Source organism: Mesorhizobium sp. WSM4808, assembly GCF_055811675.1.
Map to the genome: position 1 here is coordinate 257,101 of NZ_JBVVQX010000004.1, position 18,216 is coordinate 275,316.

18 protein-coding genes and 1 tRNA gene are annotated in these 18,216 nt (G+C 64.8%); 8 read left to right on the forward strand and 11 right to left on the reverse strand.

The window, feature by feature from the left end:
- Nucleotides 1–65 precede the first annotated feature (65 nt).
- Nucleotides 66–1,640, reverse strand: coding sequence for a phytoene desaturase family protein (locus tag AC0L2U_RS08935; RefSeq protein ID WP_473601747.1), 1,575 nt, complete (start codon nt 1,638–1,640; stop codon nt 66–68).
- Nucleotides 1,641–1,759: 119 nt separating this feature from the next.
- Between AC0L2U_RS08935 and AC0L2U_RS08940 the strand changes: the two genes are divergently transcribed.
- From AC0L2U_RS08940 to AC0L2U_RS08960, 5 genes are read left to right on the forward strand one after another with little or no spacing between them, the layout of a single operon-like run.
- Complete coding sequence (locus AC0L2U_RS08940) at nt 1,760–2,551, forward strand: cyclase family protein (RefSeq protein ID WP_256745904.1); 792 nt, start codon at nt 1,760–1,762, stop codon at nt 2,549–2,551.
- 15 nt (nt 2,552–2,566) lie between these two features.
- Entirely contained in the window at nt 2,567–4,138 is a 1,572-nt protein-coding gene (locus tag AC0L2U_RS08945) for a phytoene desaturase family protein (protein WP_473601748.1), read from the forward strand.
- Complete coding sequence (locus AC0L2U_RS08950; protein WP_292189333.1) at nt 4,138–4,620, forward strand: MarR family winged helix-turn-helix transcriptional regulator; 483 nt, start codon at nt 4,138–4,140, stop codon at nt 4,618–4,620. Before AC0L2U_RS08945 ends, AC0L2U_RS08950 begins: the two co-directional genes overlap by 1 nt.
- Nucleotides 4,621–4,664: 44 nt before the next feature.
- The gene (locus AC0L2U_RS08955) at nt 4,665–6,818 is read left to right on the forward strand and encodes a thiamine pyrophosphate-dependent enzyme (RefSeq protein ID WP_473601749.1); all 2,154 of its coding nucleotides are present in this window, start codon (nt 4,665–4,667) and stop codon (nt 6,816–6,818) included.
- Complete coding sequence (locus AC0L2U_RS08960; RefSeq protein WP_473601750.1) at nt 6,811–8,391, forward strand: indolepyruvate oxidoreductase subunit beta family protein; 1,581 nt, start codon at nt 6,811–6,813, stop codon at nt 8,389–8,391. Before AC0L2U_RS08955 ends, AC0L2U_RS08960 begins: the two co-directional genes overlap by 8 nt.
- Before the next feature lie 120 nt (nt 8,392–8,511).
- On the opposite strand, the gene AC0L2U_RS08965 is transcribed toward AC0L2U_RS08960, so the two are convergent.
- The 7 genes from AC0L2U_RS08965 to AC0L2U_RS08995 form a co-directional block, all read right to left on the reverse strand.
- The gene (locus tag AC0L2U_RS08965) at nt 8,512–8,799 is read right to left on the reverse strand and encodes a GCG_CRPN prefix-to-repeats domain-containing protein (RefSeq protein WP_127397731.1); all 288 of its coding nucleotides are present in this window, start codon (nt 8,797–8,799) and stop codon (nt 8,512–8,514) included.
- Nucleotides 8,800–8,911: 112 nt separating this feature from the next.
- The gene (locus tag AC0L2U_RS08970) at nt 8,912–9,367 is read right to left on the reverse strand and encodes a periplasmic heavy metal sensor (protein WP_127269063.1); all 456 of its coding nucleotides are present in this window, start codon (nt 9,365–9,367) and stop codon (nt 8,912–8,914) included.
- Complete coding sequence (locus tag AC0L2U_RS08975) at nt 9,364–9,816, reverse strand: hypothetical protein (protein ID WP_473601751.1); 453 nt, start codon at nt 9,814–9,816, stop codon at nt 9,364–9,366. The genes AC0L2U_RS08970 and AC0L2U_RS08975 overlap by 4 nt, the downstream gene beginning before the upstream one ends.
- An 86-nt stretch (nt 9,817–9,902) precedes the next feature.
- Nucleotides 9,903–10,445 carry an RNA polymerase sigma factor gene (locus AC0L2U_RS08980; RefSeq protein WP_473601752.1) on the reverse strand — a complete coding sequence of 181 codons (543 nt, stop codon included), beginning with the start codon at nt 10,443–10,445 and terminating at the stop codon, nt 9,903–9,905.
- Nucleotides 10,446–10,490: 45 nt separating this feature from the next.
- Nucleotides 10,491–10,922 carry an EF-hand domain-containing protein gene (locus AC0L2U_RS08985; RefSeq protein ID WP_473601753.1) on the reverse strand — a complete coding sequence of 144 codons (432 nt, stop codon included), beginning with the start codon at nt 10,920–10,922 and terminating at the stop codon, nt 10,491–10,493.
- 163 nt (nt 10,923–11,085) lie between these two features.
- Entirely contained in the window at nt 11,086–11,274 is a 189-nt protein-coding gene (locus AC0L2U_RS08990) for a YodC family protein (RefSeq protein ID WP_023811455.1), read from the reverse strand.
- Between the two features lie 135 nt (nt 11,275–11,409).
- Nucleotides 11,410–11,485: transfer RNA gene (locus AC0L2U_RS08995), tRNA-Thr, on the reverse strand.
- A 331-nt stretch (nt 11,486–11,816) separates the two neighbouring features.
- On the opposite strand from AC0L2U_RS08995, the gene AC0L2U_RS09000 reads away from it, so the two are divergent.
- Nucleotides 11,817–12,956: a hypothetical protein gene (locus AC0L2U_RS09000; RefSeq protein WP_473601754.1), complete on the forward strand. Its 1,140-nt coding sequence runs from the start codon at nt 11,817–11,819 to the stop codon at nt 12,954–12,956.
- A 14-nt stretch (nt 12,957–12,970) separates the two neighbouring features.
- On the opposite strand, the gene AC0L2U_RS09005 is transcribed toward AC0L2U_RS09000, so the two are convergent.
- Nucleotides 12,971–14,572, reverse strand: coding sequence for a cisplatin damage response ATP-dependent DNA ligase (locus tag AC0L2U_RS09005; RefSeq protein WP_473601755.1), 1,602 nt, complete (start codon nt 14,570–14,572; stop codon nt 12,971–12,973).
- A 4-nt stretch (nt 14,573–14,576) separates the two neighbouring features.
- Nucleotides 14,577–15,587, reverse strand: a complete 1,011-nt coding sequence (locus AC0L2U_RS09010) for a ligase-associated DNA damage response exonuclease (RefSeq protein WP_473563770.1) — start codon at nt 15,585–15,587, stop codon at nt 14,577–14,579.
- A gap of 106 nt (nt 15,588–15,693) precedes the next feature.
- Between AC0L2U_RS09010 and AC0L2U_RS09015 the strand changes: the two genes are divergently transcribed.
- Both AC0L2U_RS09015 and AC0L2U_RS09020 read left to right on the forward strand, forming a co-directional pair.
- Nucleotides 15,694–16,623: a class I SAM-dependent DNA methyltransferase gene (locus tag AC0L2U_RS09015; RefSeq protein ID WP_473601756.1), complete on the forward strand. Its 930-nt coding sequence runs from the start codon at nt 15,694–15,696 to the stop codon at nt 16,621–16,623.
- Nucleotides 16,624–16,899: 276 nt separating this feature from the next.
- On the forward strand, nt 16,900–17,262 hold the full coding sequence (locus AC0L2U_RS09020) for a hypothetical protein (RefSeq protein WP_127326244.1): 363 nt from the start codon (nt 16,900–16,902) through the stop codon (nt 17,260–17,262).
- Here the strand turns inward: AC0L2U_RS09020 and AC0L2U_RS09025 are convergent.
- Nucleotides 17,259–18,200 carry a 2-hydroxyacid dehydrogenase gene (locus tag AC0L2U_RS09025; RefSeq protein WP_473601757.1) on the reverse strand — a complete coding sequence of 314 codons (942 nt, stop codon included), beginning with the start codon at nt 18,198–18,200 and terminating at the stop codon, nt 17,259–17,261. The genes AC0L2U_RS09020 and AC0L2U_RS09025 overlap by 4 nt on opposite strands.
- Between the last annotated feature and the right edge of the window lie 16 nt (nt 18,201–18,216).

Consider the following 18,216-nt stretch of genomic DNA (forward strand, 5'->3'; position numbering starts at 1 on the left):
CATTGGTTCAGGCTTCTTGGGCAGCAGCGCCTTGCCCCTTGTAGCCTCAAGGAAATCCTCGGCTCCTACCTCCCGCCAAGCTGTTGTGCGAGCATGAAGCCCGACGCCGCACCGGTGCCGGCGCCCGGCCATGTCGCGGCTCCAGTGAGGTGCAGATGCGCCACCGGCGTGTTCCAGCCGGCATAGCCGCGCGCCGGGCGGAACAGGAAGTTCTGCGCCAGATGATGGCTGCCACAGACCTGGTCGCCGCCGACGAGGTTGGGGTTCTCGCGCTCGAGATCGATGGGTGAAAACACGGCGCGGCCGAGGATCTTGTTGCGCAGGCCGGGAGCATAGGTCTCGATGATGTCGAGGACACGCTCGGCGTAGGCTTCCTTCACCTTGTCCCAACGGTCCGGCGCGATCTTGCCGGCGGCATCGCCCAGGATTTCGGCGGGCAGCATGCGCACCTGCACCCACAGCACATGCTTGCCCTGAGGCGCCCGCGACGGGTCGATCGCCGTCGGCTGGCCGACGACCAGCACCGGCTGGTCCGGCAGCATGCCCGCCATCGCCTGCTGATAGGTGCGCGACATGGCGTCGAGCGACGGAGACAGATGCACATAGGCGAACTGCCGAAGCTCCGCTCCGGCGCGCCAGTCCGGCAGATCGTCGAGGGCCAGATGGATCATCATGGTGCCCGGTGCATGGCGGAATTTTTGCATCGCCGTATCGAAGCCGGCATCGCCCGAACCGTTCGCCAGCAGCTTGCCGGTCAGCGCCTTGGGCGCGACGCCGGCGATGACCGCCTTGGTGGCGCTATGCGTTTCACCCGAAGCGAGCCGCACGCCGGTCGCCTTGCCGGCTGAAACCGTGATTTCCGCTACCTCGGCCCCGGTGACAATCTTGCCGCCGGCGGAGGTCACCATGCCCGACAGCGCCTTGATGATGGTGTCGGCGCCGCCCTTGCCCAGCACCATGCCGAAGCTCTGGTTGGCCATCGATTCCAGATAGGGGAAGACGGCGCCGCCGGCGATGTCCGGCGCGAAGTCGAGATGCATGCCCCAGGTGGCGAGCGTTGCCCTGATATGCGGCGACTCGAAATTCTCCTCCAGCCAGGCGCGGGGTGAGGACAGCAGCAGCCGGCCCGTATCGAGCGCGCCGGCAATGCCCTTCTTGCGCCACAGGTTCCACGCCGTGCCGGCAAGCGCGCGGGCACTCATCGGCGAACCCAGCAGCCGGAACAGATGCTCGGCCTCCGCCGGGAAGGCGGCGACCAGCCTGCGCCATGTGGCGGCGTCGGCAGCGGAGAAGGCGGCGATGCGCGCGGCGGTCTTTTCCAGATCGTTGCTGACGCCGAACCAGCGTCCGTCGGGGAATGCGCTGGCAAAACAGTCGACGACCGGGGCGAACTCCAGCCCCTGCGCTTTCAATTCATTTGCATATTTCCGGTGGAAGGCCGAGCCGGCGAAGAGGCTGAGATTCATCGCGCCGAAATCGTGGCGGAAGCCGGGGAGGGTGAATTCGCGCGTCTGGACGGCGCCGCCGATTGTTGCGCTGCCCTCGAAAATCCCGGTTTTCCAGCCTTTGAGCGCCAAATGCGCGGCGCATGCCAGACTGTTGTGGCCGGCCCCGACAAAGATGGCGTCGAACTGGCTCACGCCTCGTCCCCATTTCCTTTATGCTTAAAGATAATTGCAGATGCATATGTTTTCGTCTAGTAGGATATTAAGGGCCGAGACGAGCCTTGATCATCACACGAAAGAGGGAACTTCAGACCATGGATACGCAAAAACTCCTCGGCGAAGTCGCCGGCCAGCTTCTTTCAGGCGCCATCAAGGTGGTCGACCTGTCGGCGCCGCTCGGGCCGGACACGCCGTTGATCAAGCTGCCGCCGGAACTCGCCGTCGACACGCCGAAGGTCGAGATCCACAACATTTCCCGTTACGACAAGAACGGTCCGTGGTGGGCCTGGAACTGGCTGAAGCTCGGCGAGCATTCGGGCACGCATTTCGACGCACCGCAGCATTGGATTTCCGGCAAGGATTATCCGGACGGCGCCACCGACACCATTCCGGCGCAGAACTTCGTCGGCCCGGTCAATGTCATCGACTGTTCGAAGGAAGCCGCCGCCGACCACGATTTCCTGCTCACCGTCGACCACATCAAGGCCTGGGAAGCCGAGCATGGCGCGATCAATGCCGGCGAATGGGTGGTGATGCGCACCGACTGGTACAAGCGCAACGGCTCGGAAGCCGAGTTCCTCAACGCCAACGAGACCGGCCCGCACACGCCCGGCCCGACGGCCGAAGCCATCCAGTTCCTGATCAGCAAGGACATCAAGGGCTGGGGCTCGGAGACGATCGGCACCGATGCCGGCAAGGCCGGCGGCATGGAGCCGCCATTCCCGGCGCACACGCTGATGCACAAGGCCAACCGCTACGGTCTCGCCAGCCTCTGCAACCTCGACCAGTTGCCGCCGAAGGGCGCCATCCTGATCGCGGCGCCGCTCAAGATCGAGCACGGCACCGGCAGCCCGATCCGCGCGCTGGCGCTGGTGTCGAAGGGCTAAGCGAAAGCGTTTGCCGTGACCCAGCCGGATCACATCATCGTCGGCAGCGGCATCAACGCGCTGGTCTGCGCGGCGATGCTTGGCGGCAAAGGGGCGCGTGTGCTCGTCCTCGAGCGCAACGACCGCATCGGCGGCTGCCTGCGCACCGAGGAGATCACCGCGCCCGGCTTCATCCATGACGTGATGGCGACGACCTTCGTGCTGTTCATCACCTCGCCGGCCTTTGCGGCACTGGGCGCCGACCTCGCGCGCCACGGGCTGGAGTTCTGCCACACGGGAACGCCGACCGGCGTGCTGCGGCCGGACGGCAGCCATGCCGTGCTCAGCACCGACCGTGCCGCCAACGTCGTCGCCCTTAATGCGATCGCGGCAGGCGAGGGTGACCGGCACACGGATGATGTCGGCGGCATCGAGCGCAATGCCGGCCTGCTGTTCGGCCTGCTCGGCGGCAGCCTGTGGTCCTATCCGACAGCGAAGCTGCTGGCCGGTGATGGCTGGCGGCGTGGCCCGCGTGGCCTTGCCGCCTTTCTCGGCGAGGCACTCGTGCCGGCGCGCGGCTGGCTCGAAAGCACCTACCAGTCCGAAACCATCCGTGCGTTGTGGGCACCCTGGGTACTGCATGCTGGATTAGGCCCTGAAGATGCGTTCTCCGGCCAGATCGCCAGGGTTATCGCCTTCGCGCTTGAGGCGGCGGGCGCGCCGATCGTCAAGGGCGGGGCAAAAAACCTGCTGGCGGCCTTCGAGGCTTTGATCCGGGAACGCGGCGGCGACATCCGCACCGGCGCCGACGTCGCTTCGATCGTTCAAAGCAATGGCCGGGCAACCGGCGTGCTGCTGGCCTCGGGTGAGACAATCACGGCCAACAAGAGCGTCATCTGCTCGGTCACCCCGACGCAGCTCTATGGCAGGCTGCTTGGCGCGGATGCTCCCAAAGCCGATGTCGAGGCGACGCGGAAATACCGCTACGGCAAAGGCAATTTCCAGATCCACTACGCCCTGGACAAATCGCCAGCATGGCGGGGCGAAGGCCTGGTAAAGGTGGCACTGCTGCATCTGACGCCTGGGCTGGATGGCGTCTCGAAATCCTGCAACGAGGCGGCGCGCGGCATGCTGCCGGAGGTGCCGACCATCTGTGTCGGCCAGCCGCATGCGCTCGACCCGTCGCGCTGCCCGGAAGGCAAGGCGGTCCTCTGGCTGCAACTACCCGAGGCGCCTCGCCACATCAAGGGCGACGCCGCCGGCAAGCTGCAGGCACCAGCGGACGGGCAATGGACCGATGTGCTGCGCGAAGCCTATGCCGATCGCGCTGAAGCGATCCTCGCCAGCCATATCGAGGGCTTCAAGGACAGCGTCATTGCGCGGCGCGCCTATTCGCCGGCCGATCTCGAGGCGATGAACATCAATCTGGTCGGCGGCGATCCCTATGGCGGTTCCTCGACCATCGACCAGTCCTTCCTTTGGCGGCCGTTCAAGACCAGCCGCAACCATCAGACCGGCATCAAGGGCCTCTACCATATCGGCGCCTCGACCCACCCGGGCGCGGGCCTTGGCGGCGGTTCCGGCTTTCTCCTGGCGGGGAGGCTGTGATGGAAGAGAAGGTCACTGAGAAGCGCCAGCGCATTTCGACCCTGGGGCAGATCGGCCTGCAGCAATTCGCGCCCTATCTGATGAACCGCATCATGGGCCGCTACAATGCCACCTTGCGCGACGATTTCCGCAAGCAGGGCCTGACCATTCCGCAGGTGCGCACGCTGGCGGTGCTGTCGGTCACCGACGGCATCACCGTCAACGACCTCTCGGTCTATACGGTCATCGAGCAGTCGACTTTGAGCCGGACGCTCGACTCACTCGAGGGCCAGGGCCTGGTACGGCGCGAACAGGGCGTCACCGACAGCCGCATCCGCCACGTGTTCCTGACCGACGACGGCCGCGCCGAGTTCACCCGCGCCTGGCCGGCCATGCACGATGCCTTCGAGGCGATGTTCGACGATATCGACGACGCCGAATATTCCGCGCTCATCGCCACGCTTTTGAAGATGCTCAAGAACATTCGCAAGCACGACATCTAGACCTACGCGCCGCCAACCCGGGCGGTAACGGAAGGGAGAAAAAAATGGCCGAACGGTCTTTTGCCAAGGAAGTCGAGAAGCTCAGGCTCGGCGCCGGCGAGGAGTTTGCCGGCGAAGGCATCCTCGCCATCACCAAGGCGCTGCTGCAATGCGGCGTCGGCTATGTCGGCGGCTATCAAGGCGCGCCGATCAGCCATCTAATGGACGTGCTGGCCGATGCGCAGGACATTCTGGGCGAACTCGGCGTGCATTTCGAAGCCAGCGCTTCGGAAGCCACCGCCACCGCCATGCTGGCCGCCTCGGTGCACTACCCGATCCGCGGTGCCGCAACCTTCAAGTCGACGGTCGGCACCAATGTAGCCTCCGATGCGCTGGCCAACCTCGCCTCTGGCGGCGTCACCGGCGGCGCGCTGATCATTGTCGGCGAGGATTATGGCGAAGGCTCCTCGATCATGCAGGAGCGCAGCCATGCCTTCGCCATGAAAAGCCAGGTCTGGCTGCTCGATCCGCGCCCCAATCTGCCATCGATCGTCAAGGCGGTGGAGGATGGTTTCGAACTGTCCGAGATTTCCAACACGCCGGTCATGCTGCAGGTGCGCATCCGCTGCTGCCACGTGCACGGCCATTTCATCGCCAAGGACAACAAACGGCCGCCGATGACTGTCGCCGATGCGCTTGACGCACCGCGCCGCGACACCGGCCGCATCGTGCTGCCGCCAGCGTCCTTCCTGCATGAGAAGGAGAAGGTGCAGAAGCGCTGGCCTGCGGCGGTGGACTTCATCGCCAAGAACAAGATCAACGAGTTCTTCGGCTCGGATCATGGTTCGGTCGGCATCGTTCTGCAGGGCGGCATGTACAATTCGGTCATCCGCGCGCTGCAGCGGCTCGGCCTTGCCGACATTTATGGCGACACCGACGTGCCGCTCTATGTGCTCAACGCCGTCTATCCGCTGATCGATGACGAGTTCCTGTCATTCTGCGAGGGCAAGCAGGCGGTGCTGGTCGTCGAGGAAGGCCAGCCCAACTACATCGAACAGGCCTTTGCTTCGATGCTGCACAAGGCGGGCCGCGGCACCAGGCTGGTCGGCAAGGAGCATCTGCCGATGGCCGGCGAATATACCGGCCAGGTCATGCTTGACGGAATCGGCGCCTTCCTGCGCGCCGAGGCGCCGCATCTTTTGCCCGGCGAAGTGCGAGCGCCCAACAAGGTCGGCGACGGCGTCGACGCAGCCGACCTGATCAACGTCGTGCCGGGCCGTCCGCCGGGCTTCTGCATCGGCTGCCCGGAACGGCCGATCTTTGCCGCGACCAAGCTGGTCGAGCAGGAGCTCGGCAAGCACCACATAGCCTCCGACATAGGCTGCCATCTGTTCTCGATCATGCCGCCCTTCGAGCTCGGTGCCACCACCATGGGCTATGGCCTGGGCCCGGCCTCCGCCTCAGCCTTCAATTCGCCTGATGCCAAGCGCCGCTCGATCTCCTTCGTCGGCGACGGCGGCTTCTGGCACAACGGCCTGACCTCTTCGATCGGCAATGCGGTTTTCAACAAGAACGACGGCGTCATCGTCATCGTCGACAATTTTTACTCGGCGGCCACGGGTGGGCAGGACATCCTCTCGTCCCGCGCCGGCAACAAGACCAAGTCGACGAAACATCCGATCACCGAGGCGGTCAAAGGCATGGGTGTCAAATGGCTGCGCCATGTCGACCGCACCTATGACGTGACCAAGATGCAGGACACGCTGCGCGAGGCGCTGACGACGGACGAGAAAGGGCCGAAGGTCATCGTCGCCTCGTCCGAATGCATGCTCAACCGGCAGCGCCGCGAAAAGCCGCTGGTCGACAAGGCGATCAAGGGCGGGACCCGTGTCGTGAAACCGAAATTCGGTGTCGACGAGGACATCTGCACGGGCGACCATGCCTGCATGCGGCTGTCCGGCTGTCCCTCGCTGTCGGTCAAGTCAACAGACGATCCGCTGCGCGACGATCCGGTCGCTCATATCGACCAGAGCTGCGTCGGCTGCGGCAATTGCGGCGAGGTCGCCGATGCGGCGGTGCTCTGCCCATCCTTCTACCGCGCCGACGTCGTGCACAATCCGAGCCGCTGGGATCGCTTCCTGGAAGCCGCGCGCCGGGCCACCATCAGCCTGTTGCAGCGCCGCCGCGAAAGCCGGCGCCTGACCTTCGCCGATGCTTGACGCCGTCCCCCCACTTCGCGCCCGCGCCGGCGCTCAGGATAGCGAGCGTGTCACCAAGCTCGCCGTGCTGGCGGTCGGCGGCCAGGGCGGTGGCGTGCTCGCCGACTGGATCACCGATGTCGCCGAGCGCAACGGCTATGTTGCGCAATCGACCTCGGTCGCCGGTGTCGCCCAGCGTACCGGCGCCACCATCTATTATGTCGAGATGGCCCGCGACACCGGCCGGCTGCCGGTCTTCGCGCTGTCGCCGTCGCAGGGCGACGTCGACATCCTGATCGCCGCCGAATTGATGGAAGCCGGCCGTGCCATCATTCGCGGCTTCGTCACGCCCGACCGCACCACGCTGATTGCCTCGTCGCACCGCATCGCCGCCGTGTCGGAAAAGATCGAACCGGGCGATGGCCGGGCTTCGTCCTCCAAGGTGCATGCGACGGCGGAAGCCGCATCGAAGCGCTTCATCGCTTTCGACATGGAAAAGATCGCAGCCGACAATGGCTCGATGATCTCGGCCAGCCTGCTTGGCGCGCTAGCGGGGTCCGATGCGCTGCCCTTCACCCGCGAGAGCTACGAACAGGCGATCGGTGCCGGCGGCCGGGGCGTCAAGGCCAGCCTCGCCGCCTTCGGCGCTGCGTTTGACCGCGCGCGCGGCACGGCAGCACCGGCGCAGAAGTCGGCTGAGCCCGCGATTGTCGAATCTGCCCTGGGCACAGGACAGGTGAGTGGCCCGCAAAACCTGCTGCAGGGCTGGCAGGCCTTGGCTGCCCGCATCGACCTGTTGCCGGTAGCCGTACGCGACATGGCACTTCGGGGCTTGAGAAAGGTCGTCGACTATCAGGACATCGCCTATGGGCGCGAGTATCTCGACCGGTTGGACAAGGCCGTCGCGCTGGACGGGCCGCTTCAGGGCTATGGCCTGTCGATCGCTGCTGCCAAGCATCTGGCCAACGCGCTATGCTACGACGACATGATCCGTGTCGCCGATCTCAAGACACGTTCGACGCGCGACAAACGCGTGCGCCGCGAGGTCGGCGTCAAGGACGGCTCGATCCTGCAGGTGACCGAATATTTCCACCCGCGCATCGAGGAGTTCTGCGGCACGCTGCCGGCGGGACTGGGAAGCTATATCGAAAGCCGCCCAAAGCTGGCCGCCTTTCTCGATCGCCGCATCAACCATGGCCGCCGCATCCGCACCGACAGTTTTGCTGGCTTTGCCGCTCTGTGGTTCATCGGCGGCCTGCGCCGCTGGCGCCGCAGCTTTCTGCGCCACAAGGTTGAGATCGCGCATCTCGATCGCTGGTACGCGCTGGCTCTCGACCATGTGCCCCAGGATTACGCACTGGCCGTCGAGATCCTCAATTGTCGCCGGCTGATCAAGGGCTACAGCGACACCCATGTCCGGGCACAGTCGAAATTCGACCGCGTTCTGTCCGCGCTCGATCTGGTCAAGGGCCGCGCCGACGCCGCCGACTGGATCCGCCGCCTGCGCGAAATGGCGCTGAAGGATGAGAAGGGCGACATGCTCGACGGCGCGCTGAAGACGGTGGCGACGCTGGGGCCGGACCCAATCAGCTGAGATATCTAGCGGGCGTCCACGGATTGGAGCGGCGCTAACCTTAACTCCGGGCTGGCTGACAGGATTGCCCGTGCGCCGGCGCTGACGCGGGGCCAGGTGCCTGACCCCGCGGTGCTTTGATCAGTTATGGTGCCAGCGGCGCCAGTGATGGTGCGGGTGCCAGCCATAGACCGGAGCGTGCCAGTAGTGGTAGCGCGGGCGCACGATGACGACGCCGTTCGGCACGCAACGGCCCCATCGGTTCGGGTGCCAGCCGATGCCGCACCCCCAGCGGACATGCTCGACCAATGCCGGGGCGGCCGGATGGGTTACAGACATGACGGGCATTGCGTTGGACGCGGTGGCGGTCACGACAGTTCCACTGACCGCCAGGATAGCGGCTGCTGCATAGTTTTTCAGGCGACTCATAATTGGGCTCCGAGTGCATTCGAGTTTGAAGATGGCCGCCCGGCACGGTGCGATCGGGCAGGCTTGTCCCTTCTCTTCGTTAAACGGCGTCTCCCGCCTTTTCCGTCGGTCGTCATGGCGATTTTTTCGGCGCCACGGCAGCGCGGCGTTCCATGTGGCGCAGCAATGCCTGTGCCAGCACGCTCCGGTTTTCGGGTGATGTGTTCGCCGCGAAGTCGACAATGGCCTGCTCGAGCCGGGTGCGAACCGTCGCGTCGGCGTTGCGTGCCCGCTCCAGGGCCGCCGACACGGCGGCCTTGTCCATGACAGGCTGTTGCAGCAGGTCCGCTGCCTGCTGCCTGGCCTGCTGGCCATCGAGAATGATCTGACGGGACTGCACGCGAACCTGGCGCAGCGCCTCGCGGAACGCCTTGCGATCCTGGTCGGGAAGTTGTCGGCCGGCCGATTCCAGCGAGACACCTGTTTTGGCATTTCTCAGCCAGACCGCACCGCCGACGAATGCGCCGGCAAGAAAGACGTTCAGCACCACGGAAGCAATAACCAGACCACGGACCCAGCGCGTGCTCATAGGCTTTCCTCACCGTTCTCGGCAGCGGGGCCGGCATCGCCAAACGCCGTCGCATTGGCATCCAGCACATAATGGTCCGGCTGGACCTCCGGCGTGACGATGGTCACCAGGGCCAGCCCTGCCACGGCACCGGCCAGACCAATGCCGGCAAGTCCCAGCCCCAGCCACCAGAACCGCTTACGCCGGCGCTGGACGAGGTGCCGGCCGGCAGCCTGCAGAATGCTGCCGTGCAGTGCCTTGTCCGGGGCGTCGACGCGGTAGCTGTCGAGCAGCGCGTCAAGTGTCCCGGCCTGCCTCAAGATGGCCTTGCCCGCGCCGCTCGCGGCAAAGACCGTGCCGGCCATTCGCTCAGCCTCGGGCCATCGCCGCAAGTCGCCGCCATAGGCCTGGGCCAAGGCGGCAAAGCGCTTGGCATCCATTGCGGGTTCGTTCCTGGATCCTTCAGCCATGTGTCGCCCCCTTGCCCGTCGGCGCCGAGCGCCAGGCGGCACCAGCAAGGCGCAATGGCCGTGGTGCGTTGGTGCTTGCCCGGTGCTTACTCATCGGCGCCATCCCCCGTCAGGATCGCCTGCAGCGACCGCCGGCCGCGCGCGAGCAGGCTCTCCAGGGCATCGACGCTGACCTGCAAGGTCGCTGCCGCCTCGATATTGGACATCTCCTGATAGTAGACCAGAACGATGGCTTCGCGCTGGCGCGGCGCTATGGCTTGCAGTGCGCGTTCGACCCGAAGCGCGTCCTCTTGGTGATGGGCGTCGGGAAGTGCCGCGGGGTCGACCATCTCCGGCAGGTCGCCGGTCACCCACTCGCGCCTGCGACGCAGCCGGTCGTAGCAAAGGTTGAGCGTCACCCGGTGGATCCAGCTGTCGAAGCGCGCATTGCCGCGCCGCCAGCTCGCGGCATGGCGCCAGATCCGCACGAAGGTTTCCTGCGCGACATCTTCGGCCTCCGCCGCATCGCCGAGCATGCGCACGGCAAGCGCCAGGATACGCGGCAGCTTGCGCGCGACGAGGGTTTGCACCGCTGCCGGCTCGCCGGCGCCAACACGGCGAACCAGTTCCTCGTCCGGATCCGCAGCCATCAGTCGGCGCACTCCCGATATTCATCGCGCGTCATTGCCTCTTGGTCATTGCTCCTGCTTGGGAGCGGTTTTGTGGCCCGGCAGTTCGTCGGCCGTCAAAATGCCGTCGGCATTCTTGTCCAGCCGGGCGAAGCGCCTGGCGAAGAATGCATCGAGTTCGGCGCGATCGATGAAGCCGTCATGGTTGGAATCGATCCGCGCGAAGGATTTGGCGGCGTCGCCCTTGACGTTGCGCTTCGTCTGAAAGGCCTCCCATTCCAGCAGGCTGATCTTGCCGTCGCCATCCGTGTCGGCCGCCATGATCGCCTTTTCGCGCCGCTTCTGGAATTTGGCCAGCGTGATGTCGGACCTGGTCCCCGAAGCGCCTGGCGCGGCAAGTGGCGCGGCGGTCGGCGGTGCAGGCGGCGTCGTTGCCTGGGCGAAAGCCGCAACGGTCTGCAAACTCAAGGCAACGACTGATATCGAACGACTGATCATGCTGTGCGTCTCCAGGTTGGCGCGACGCAGACGGCTTGTGCCGCCATCGCGCTTCAACCGTTAAACGCCGCGACCCGGAAAATCCGTCGGTCGCGCCTGCTGATCCGTTCACGCCCGGACAAAAGAGGGTGCCCATCCCGGCTCGATCTGGATGGAAGGAACTCTAGTCCGACTGGTCGGCCGCAATCAGTTGTTCGGGCTTGAACCCGGCATGTTGCGGGGTCCACACCTCGCCCTCGCGATTGAACCAGTGGCACAGATACATGCCCGAGGCTGCCCCATCGCTGATCGTCATCCTGGGACCTCCGGATTTCAGCCTGACGACGTCTCCGGTCTTGAAATTGTTGGGCATTTTTGACCTCCCATGCTGAGGCCATGATTTTCACACCAAACCGGTGTCTCGACAATGGCAGATCTGCCAGGCCGGCGCCGCAATCCTTTGCACCAGCTGCGAAGGGGCAGACAGACGACAAAAATGGAGGAGGAATGGTGCCGCTTGCGTGACTCGAACACGCGACCCCCGCATTACGAATGCGGTGCTCTACCAACTGAGCTAAAGCGGCCCAGGAAGCCAAGGCCTCCAGGATGCGGCGGTGATAGACGCAACCGGGCGCGAATTCAAGATGCGACTTGGCAATTCCTGCGTCGGCGTCGTGGCACCCTCGAAAGCCGGCCGCCGCCTTGTCCGCCAGTCAGTCGCCAAGGGAATGCGGCGCACGGTGCGTGTGCTCCCTGTGCGCGAAAATCGGCGAAACATGCTGATTTTGTTGCCGGAACAGCGCCGGAATGGACTTTGCACACCTCTGCGAGGCAGAATACGCCGCTCGCCCGTTGATTGATTGGTCGCCTGCGGCTAACGATCACGGCAAGGTTGGCAAAGACAGAGGGACCCGCTTGGACGCGATCGAAAAAGCGATCCGGAACGCCTTGGAGAAAGGCAATGCCGAGGACCGCGCGTTCCGCGAGAGGGTCTATCGCTCGGCTTTTGCCGCGCTCGATCGCGCGCTCCAGGCCAATCCGGGTGTGACCGTTGAGGTCGCCATCAAGCGCCGCAAGGCAATTCAGGCGAAAATCACCGAAATCGAATCCGAGTTCCTGCCGGCGGTGCCGGATGTCGGTCCGCAGGGCGATGCACCGGCGGTCGAACTCGGAGCGGATCCGGCGCCCGCGATCGAAACCGGCCGACAGGCATCGTCCCCCGATGTCGTCGTCGACGGACCCGTGCAATCCGCTGCCGATGCGCCGCGCTCCCGCGTTCTGCCCGTCGTTCCCGACATCATGCCGGAGGCCACGCTTCCCGATGCTCCGGCCATCGACATGTCGGTTCCGGCCTCGGCCGGCGCGACGACGGAAGTGGCGCCCGACCGCGATGAACGGCGCATAAGGGGGCGTCGCCTGCCGCTGACCGCCATCTTCCTGACCGTAACACTGCTCGCCGCGGTTGGCATCGGCCTGTTCTTCGCCGTGCAGACCGGCGTGTTCAAGACATCCGCGCAACTCGACACCGCCCCGCCGCAGGCGCCGCCGACCGTCGAGGACGACGATTTCACACCGGCCGACGGCGGTCCGGCAAAACCCGACGCCGCGGACCAGGCGCGCGACTGGATCAATGTGTTTTCGCCGGCCGATGCATCCCATGTCAGCGCGCCGTCTGACGCCAGGGCCGAGGTGATGAAGGACGATACCGGTTCGTTCCTGCGCATCCGTTCCGGCGCGTCCGGTTCGGCGATCAGTTTCGACGTCGGACAAGGCGTGCTGGAGAAGCTGGCCGGCAAACATGCCGTGTTCGACATCATTGCCCGCTCCGAAGAAGGCAAGGAGACGCAGATTTCGGTCGACTGCAATTTCGGCGAACTCGGCGACTGCGGCCGCAAGCGCTATGCGGTCGGCCAGCAGCAGAACGAATATCTGTTCGATGTGCAGTTTCCCGACAAGCGTCCGGGCTCGGCCGGCACCATTGCCATCAATTCCGACTTCGACAAGCAGGGCAAGGCCGCGGACATCTACGAAATCCGCGTTTCGATCGAGCCGTAAGAGCGCTGAACGGTCTAGCGGTCGAGCAGCGCCTGCAGCGTCTCGATGCGGTCGGCCTCGTTGGCCGGCTTGTCCCAGCGCAGCCGCGAAATGCGGGGAAAGCGCATGGCGACGCCGGATTTGTGCCGGGTCGAGCGGTTCAGCCCTTCGAAGGCGACTTCCAGCACAAGGCCGTTGTCGCGGTCGGCCCGCACCGAGCGCACCGGCCCGAAACGCTCGATCGTGTTGTCGCGGACATATTTGTCGATCTGCTTCAACTCCTCGTCGGTGAAGCCGAAATAGGCCTTGCCGACCGGCACCAGTTCCTCTTCGCCTTCGGCACCTGTCCAGACGCCGAACGTATAGTCGGAATAGAAGCTCGAGCGTTTGCCGTGGCCGCGCTGGGCATACATCAGCACCGCGTCCACCGTGTGCGGATCGCGTTTCCATTTGAACCATGGACCTTTCGGCCGGCCGGCGACATAGGCTGAGTCCCAGCGCTTCAGCATGACGCCTTCGATGATCGGATGCGGCGGCACCCGGCGTAGTTCCTCAAGCGTTTGCCAATCCGTGAAGTCGACGAATGGCGAAAGATCGAAACGGCTCGGGTCGAGCGTTCCGACAAACGCTTCCAGCCGGCCGCGCCGCTCGCGAAACGGCAGCGCGCGCAGATCCTCGCCGCCGACCTGGAGCAGATCGTAGCAGCGCATGAAGGCCGGGTATTGCTGCTGCATCTTCGGTGTCACCGTCTTGCGATTCAGCCGTTGCTGCAGATCCGAGAAGGTTCCCGTCGCCTCTCGGGGATCGCCGACAAGCAGTTCGCCGTCCAGCGTTGCGAAAAAATGCATGGCATCGGCGAGGTCCGGAAAGGCGCCGGAAACATCGTCACCGGTGCGCGAATAGAGCCGGCGGATGCCGCCCTCGGCCACCGCCTGGACACGGATGCCGTCCCATTTCCATTCGGCGGCATAATCCGCCGGATCGAGCTTTTCGAGATCGCCGTCACCGACCGGGTTCGACAGCATCACCGGGCGAAACAATGCCAACGCCGTGTTCCTGGGCTTTTCGGCCTTGCCTTCCAGCCACGCGAACAGCGCTGTGTAAGGCGGCGTCAACCCGTGCCAGAGTTCCTCGATCTCGGCCACGTCGACCTTGCCGAAATCGGCCAGCGCCTGTTTGGCCAGCCGCGCCGACATGCCGATGCGCAAGCCGCCGGTGACCAGCTTGATGATCGCGAAGCGCGCCGAGATGCCCGCGCTGTCGAGCAGCCCGGCCAGCACCTTCGGTCCGTCGGAGCGGCTTGCCGCCTGCAGTTTGGCCACGACTTCGCCAAGCGTCGGCTCGCGGTTCGCGATGTTCCCAGGCGTTTGCGGCCAGATCAGCGACACCGTTTCGGCGAGATCGCCGACATAATCGTGGGAATAGCCGAACAGCACCGGATCCATGCGTTCGGTGACCAGCATGCGCAGCATCGCCGGCTTGACCGCGGCGATGTGGAGATCGCCGGTGATGGCAGCCAGCGCCAGCCCGCGATCGGGATCCTCCACGGCGCGGAAATAGTCGGTCAGCAAGGTCAGCTTGCCGTTGCGCGACGGCGTCAGCACCAGGCGGTCGAGAAGCTCGGCGAAGCGGTTCATGGCTTCAATCGCCCTCGTCTTCGTAGCCGACCAGATGCAGCGGCCGGGCGGCGATGCCTTCGAGTTCGCACCAGCGCACCAGCGCTTCCTCGCGGCCATGGGTCACCCAGATCTCCTCGGCTCCGGTCTCCTTGATCGTGGCGGTCAACTCATCCCAGTCGGCATGATCGGAGATGATCAGCGGCAGCTCGACGCCGCCTTGCTTGGCGCGCTGGCGAATGCGCATCCAGCCCGACGCGAAGCACGAGATCGGATCGGGAAAACGCCGCGCCCAGCGGTCGGCGAAGGCCGATGGCGGGCCGACGACGATGGCGCCGGTAAAATCATCCTTGCCGCCGCTTTCGACGGTCGCCGGTTCGAGGGTGCCGAGATCGATGCCTTGGCTCTGGTAGTACTCACTGAGTTTGGCCAGCGCGCCATGGATGTAGAGCGGCCTGTCGTAGCCGGCGTCGCGCAACAGCCGCATCACCCTTTGCGCCTTGCCCAGCGCATAGGCGCCGACCAGATGCGAGCGCTCGGGGAACTGCGCCGCCGATTTCAGCAAGCGAGCGATTTCTTCGGTGTCGGGCGGATGGCGAAACACCGGCAGGCCGAAGGTCGCTTCGGTGATGAACACATCGCACGGGATCGGCTCGAATGGCGCGCAGGTCGCGTCCCTCTGCCGCTTGTAGTCACCGGAAGCGACGATGCGCGTGTCCTGATGCTCGACCAATATCTGCGCCGAGCCCAGCACATGGCCGGCTGGATGGAAGCTGACGCTGATGCCATTGAGTGCAATCGTCTCGCCGAGCTGTGCCGCTTGCGTTGTTCCCGCGAAATCCTCGCCGTAGCGCAGGCCCATAATGTCGAGCGTCTGCCGCGTCGCCAGCACCGAGCGGTGGCCGGAACGCGCGTGATCGGAATGGCCATGCGTGATCAGTGCCCGGTTGACCGGCCGGACCGGGTCGATGAAGAAATCGCCCGGCGGGCAATAGAGGCCTTCAGGCCGGGGATGAAGCAGGTCGCTGGCGCGCATGATCTCCAAGATAGGATATAATTCCGCGGCGGGAAGCCTGTTGTAAGTCACTGCTGACTCCGGCATAGAGCACCGCCGGCTCGATCCGCCGGCAGGATCCATCGTCATGAAACCGCTTCAGGCCTCGTCCGGCGACTTGAACGCCGATCGCCGTGCCGATTATGCCGAGATGCTGCACGCGGATGGCGATCATGCGGCGGCGGCGGAATTGCTGCTCGGCGCCCTGGAAATGACACCGCTATGGGCGATGGGCTGGTTTCGCCTCGGCGAGATGCAGCAGGCGGCGGGCGCGGCGGAGCTGGCCGCGCAGGCCTGGACGATGTCGCTGCAACTCGATCCATCGGATCGTCAAGGCGCTGCACTGAACCTGCAATTGATCGGCAAGGCGCCGGCGCCCGACGCGCTCCCCAGCGCCTTCGTCGAGACCTTGTTCGACCACTATGCCGAGAGCTTCGATGAGTCCCTGGTCGGCAGGCTGAGTTACCGCCTGCCTGAAATGCTCGACCAGGCCATTCGAGCGGCAAGGCCGGGACGCTTCCCGCTCGCTCTGGATCTCGGCTGCGGCACCGGCCTGATGGGGCAGAGGCTGCGGCCGATCGTCGACCGGCTGGAGGGGTATGACATTTCGGCCAAAATGCTGAGAAAGGCGCGGACCAAGGGCGTCTACGATTTCCTCGACAAGGCCGATCTGCGGGATTTTCCCTATGCCGGTCCGAAAGCCTATCTGGTGACGGTGGCCGATGTTTTCATCTATGTCGGCGCGCTGGACGGCGTGGTGAAGACGATTGCCGGCTTGCTGGCCACGGATGGCCTGTTCGCGTTTTCCGTCGAGACGCTGGCTGGCGATGGCGATTTCGTGCTGCTGCCGTCGCGCCGCTATGCGCATGCGCAACACTATGTGCGCGACGTCCTGGCCGCCAACGGGCTTTCGGTCCTCTCACTGGAGCCAACCGTCATCCGGCAGGATCGTGGGGAACACGTCAACGGGTTGGTCGTTGTGGCCGGGGCTCCGAACTCAGCCCGACAAAGGACCTGACGACAGCCAGTTCGGCGGTGTCGGCAGCTTTTGCCGGCAGCGATAGGAATTTTTTCTTGACACCCTGCCCTCAGCTATGGTACATTTTCGCCCATGGTGCTGAGTTGCGCCAGTGACCCGCCGCGCAGGCGGGTTTTTCGTTTGATGCTCCGTCAGCCACGCGCCAGCGGAGGGGCAGCCTCGCCGCTTCTTGCTGTGAAAAAGTCCGATTTGCATGCGCGACTGATATTTGCGATCTGCTCGCATCAGGGCGGGATATCAGGAGGAGCATAGCCGATGCGCTGGAACATGATGATCTTGGCCTCTTGCCTGCTGACCGCCGGCTGTGTCGGCGGCACCTCGATGTCGGAACAGCAGGATGCGAACGTCCAGTCCTCCCTGCAATACGACACCGTGCCGTGCGATCAGTTGCTGGCGCAGCGCAACGGCTTGGCGCAGCAATACAACCTTCCGGCGAAGGCCAAGCCGACATTCTCCAACCCGGCGATGGGCTTCGGCCCGTTCACGCCTGACATGCGCTCCAAGGCCAAGCGCGATACCGACAAGGCGAGCGGTGAGATCGATGCCATGAACCGGTCGATCGATCGACGCGACTGCGGCCAGCCGGACAAGCAGAAGAAGCTCGCTCTGCCTGGCTAGTACCCCGCCTTGCGGTCCACCAGATTGTCCAGCTTTTCACCGCGTTCGAAGGCGTCCATCTGGCGCAGCATGATCGGCGCCAGATGCACCGGATCGGAGGTCGCTGCCGCATGCGGCGTCACGAACACTTTTGGATGCCCCCACAGCGGACTGGTCTTCGGCAGCGGTTCGACCTCGAACACGTCGAGGCTCGCCTCCTTCAATGTGCCGTCATCCAGCGCCCGCAAGATGTCGGCATCCTTCTGCAGACGGCCGCGCCCGGCATTGATCAGCACCGAACCGCCGAGGCCGTTGCGTTTCCGCAGTTCCTTCAGCACGCCGTAGTTGATAATGCCCTTGGTCTCCGGCGTCAGCGGCAAAAGCACCACCAGGAGGTCGGTGGCCTTGAGGAAGGGGATCAGTCCAGCCTCGCCGGAATAAGTCGCGACGCCTTCCATGACCTTGTCGGTGCGCGACCAGCCATTGACGGCAAAGCCGAGCGGCAAAAGCACCGAGGCCGCGGCGCGGCCGAGACTGCCGAGGCCCATGATGCCGACCGAAATGTCACCGGCAGGCCTCTGCTGCGGCTCGTGCCAGATCTTCTTCGGCTGCTGCGACCGGTAGAGCAGGCCCTGGCGGTGATGATCGAGAACCCGCCAGACGACATATTCGGTCATGTACTGGGTGAGATTGTCGGCGACGACCTTGACGATCGGCACATCGGGCAGGCCGGGATCGGCGAAGATATGATCGACGCCGGCGCCGATCGAAAAGATGGCGCGCAGATTGGGCAGCGACGACAACAGGTTCGGCTTCTGCTTCCACACCACGGCATAGGTGATGGACGGGTCGCTGGCGCCGTCGGGCTCCAGCACCACCTCGCGCTCGGCCGACAGGAGCTCGCGCCAGCGCTGCGGATGAAAGCCGGTGACGGCAAGCAGGATACGGCCTTTTTCCATTGCGGTCTTTTAGTCC

What these genes read in the sequence shown, in the direction of transcription:
- AC0L2U_RS08940 (WP_256745904.1), top strand. Translation starts at nt 1,760, where the DNA reads ATGGATACGCAAAAACTCCTCGGCGAAGTCGCCGGCCAGCTTCTTTCA.
- AC0L2U_RS08950 (WP_292189333.1), top strand. Translation starts at nt 4,138, where the DNA reads ATGGAAGAGAAGGTCACTGAGAAGCGCCAGCGCATTTCGACCCTGGGG.
- AC0L2U_RS08955 (WP_473601749.1), top strand. Translation starts at nt 4,665, where the DNA reads ATGGCCGAACGGTCTTTTGCCAAGGAAGTCGAGAAGCTCAGGCTCGGC.
- AC0L2U_RS08960 (WP_473601750.1), top strand. Translation starts at nt 6,811, where the DNA reads ATGCTTGACGCCGTCCCCCCACTTCGCGCCCGCGCCGGCGCTCAGGAT.
- AC0L2U_RS08965 (WP_127397731.1), bottom strand. Translation starts at nt 8,799, where the DNA reads ATGAGTCGCCTGAAAAACTATGCAGCAGCCGCTATCCTGGCGGTCAGT.
- AC0L2U_RS08970 (WP_127269063.1), bottom strand. Translation starts at nt 9,367, where the DNA reads ATGAGCACGCGCTGGGTCCGTGGTCTGGTTATTGCTTCCGTGGTGCTG.
- AC0L2U_RS08975 (WP_473601751.1), bottom strand. Translation starts at nt 9,816, where the DNA reads ATGGCTGAAGGATCCAGGAACGAACCCGCAATGGATGCCAAGCGCTTT.
- AC0L2U_RS08980 (WP_473601752.1), bottom strand. Translation starts at nt 10,445, where the DNA reads ATGGCTGCGGATCCGGACGAGGAACTGGTTCGCCGTGTTGGCGCCGGC.
- AC0L2U_RS08985 (WP_473601753.1), bottom strand. Translation starts at nt 10,922, where the DNA reads ATGATCAGTCGTTCGATATCAGTCGTTGCCTTGAGTTTGCAGACCGTT.
- AC0L2U_RS08990 (WP_023811455.1), bottom strand. Translation starts at nt 11,274, where the DNA reads ATGCCCAACAATTTCAAGACCGGAGACGTCGTCAGGCTGAAATCCGGA.
- AC0L2U_RS09005 (WP_473601755.1), bottom strand. Translation starts at nt 14,572, where the DNA reads ATGAACCGCTTCGCCGAGCTTCTCGACCGCCTGGTGCTGACGCCGTCG.
- AC0L2U_RS09010 (WP_473563770.1), bottom strand. Translation starts at nt 15,587, where the DNA reads ATGCGCGCCAGCGACCTGCTTCATCCCCGGCCTGAAGGCCTCTATTGC.
- AC0L2U_RS09015 (WP_473601756.1), top strand. Translation starts at nt 15,694, where the DNA reads ATGAAACCGCTTCAGGCCTCGTCCGGCGACTTGAACGCCGATCGCCGT.
- AC0L2U_RS09020 (WP_127326244.1), top strand. Translation starts at nt 16,900, where the DNA reads ATGCGCTGGAACATGATGATCTTGGCCTCTTGCCTGCTGACCGCCGGC.
- AC0L2U_RS09025 (WP_473601757.1), bottom strand. Translation starts at nt 18,200, where the DNA reads ATGGAAAAAGGCCGTATCCTGCTTGCCGTCACCGGCTTTCATCCGCAG.